The organism is Thiorhodococcus minor, assembly GCF_010820565.1.
In the GTDB taxonomy this organism is placed as follows: Bacteria; Pseudomonadota; Gammaproteobacteria; order Chromatiales; family Chromatiaceae; genus Thiorhodococcus; species Thiorhodococcus minor.
Genome location: NZ_JAAIJQ010000248.1, coordinates 1 through 1,427, shown reverse-complemented (window position 1 = coordinate 1,427; position 1,427 = coordinate 1). Strand labels below are relative to the sequence as shown.

The following is a 1,427-nucleotide window of genomic DNA, read 5'->3' as shown; positions in this document are numbered from 1 at the left end:
TGAATAGGGGCGCAATGCGCGGTATAATCATAAAGGTGCTAAATCCATGATTAACCAGCGAAAAGAGCCCCTATTCGATGAGCATGCTACGCGCAATTGGCGGTGAGCTGCAATGCCTGTTTCCAATGAATCCGCATGGGCAGGAACGGTTCGAATGGTTCGTCTTGACCCTCAAGGCCATCTTGGTGCCCATTACGGTGTCGCGCACCTCCAATCTGCGTCGGGCGATCGCAACGTTGTTCGGGGTGTCAATCGCCGAGTGGCGCTATGACACCTTCATGGCGTCGGTGAAGCTGCCCTGGGAGGCGGTGTGGGAGACGCTCTGGCGCGCCATTCCTCAGCCTTTGGTGGAAGGTCGCTTGCTGCTGGCGCTCGACGATTCGATCAACCCCAAAACGGGGCGCCACATCTTCGCCTGCCAGACGACCTTCGATCATGCCGCGAAGGCCAATCAGACGCGCTGGCCGTGGGCACAGACACTGGTGACGCTGGGGCTGCTGATGCCGATCCACGGGCGCTGGTGCTGTTTGCCGATGGCGTTTCGCTTCTATCTGCGCCGCGCGACGCTTCAGGCGGGCTGCCTGCGCGTGCGCGGCAAGGCGGTGGTGTTCGCCGACAAGTTCGCCCAGGCGGTGAGCATGATCGTCTCCCTGGCGCGCTGTTTCCAAACGGCTCGGGTGCTGGTGATCACCGACAGCTGGTTCGGCAACAATGGCCTGTTCCGCCCCCTGCGCCAGCCGTTGGGCACACGCGTGGACCTGCTCTCGCGCCTGCGGGTGAATGCCGTCCTCTACGCCCAGCCCGAGGCCGTGCCGGGCAAGCTCGGGCGCCCGCGCAAGTATGGCGCACGCCTGGGCAGCGTCGCGGAGTGCGCCAAGCAGCAACGTGCCAAGGCGCGGTGCTATCAGGTCCGCGTCTATGGCGCTACCCGCGAGGTCGAAGCCGCCGATCAGGTCGTGATGCTCAAGACGCTGCGCTGCGCGGTGCGCGTCGTCTGGGTCTACCGCCGCAGCCAATGGGTCGCCTTGATGACGACCGACCTGCGTCTCAGCGTCGCACAGATCGTGGAATATTATTCCGCGCGCTGGAAAATCGAGGCCGGATTTCGCGAGCTCAAGCAGGAGATCGGCAGCGCCGCGACCCAGACCCGACACCCCGATGCGGTGACCAATCATCTGCACTTCTGCATGGTGGCGACCACCTTGACCTGGATCTATGCTGCTCATCTCAAGCAAGCCCCAGCACGACGCTATGCCTCGCAGAGCACCACCGAATATGCCTTCGCCGATGTGCGCCGGGCCTTGGCTAAGGACATCGCCGAGGAGGGTTTCGGTAGTGATTGCCCCAAATCCGGCAAAGCCCAGCGAAAATCCTTCATCTCAGAGGTGATGCGGCTCGTGGCATGAGGGAAACGGCGAAACTTCAGT

General features: G+C 62.5%; 1 protein-coding gene. It reads left to right on the top strand.

From position 1 onward, the window contains the following. The first annotated feature begins 77 nt into the window (after positions 1-77). Positions 78-1,406, top strand: a complete 1,329-nt coding sequence (locus G3446_RS26700) for an IS701 family transposase (protein ID WP_164456680.1) — start codon at positions 78-80, stop codon at positions 1,404-1,406. Positions 1,407-1,427 lie beyond the last annotated feature (21 nt).

Coding starts and splice junctions, on each gene's coding strand:
- G3446_RS26700 (WP_164456680.1), top strand. CDS start 78: ATGAGCATGCTACGCGCAATTGGCGGTGAGCTGCAATGCCTGTTTCCA.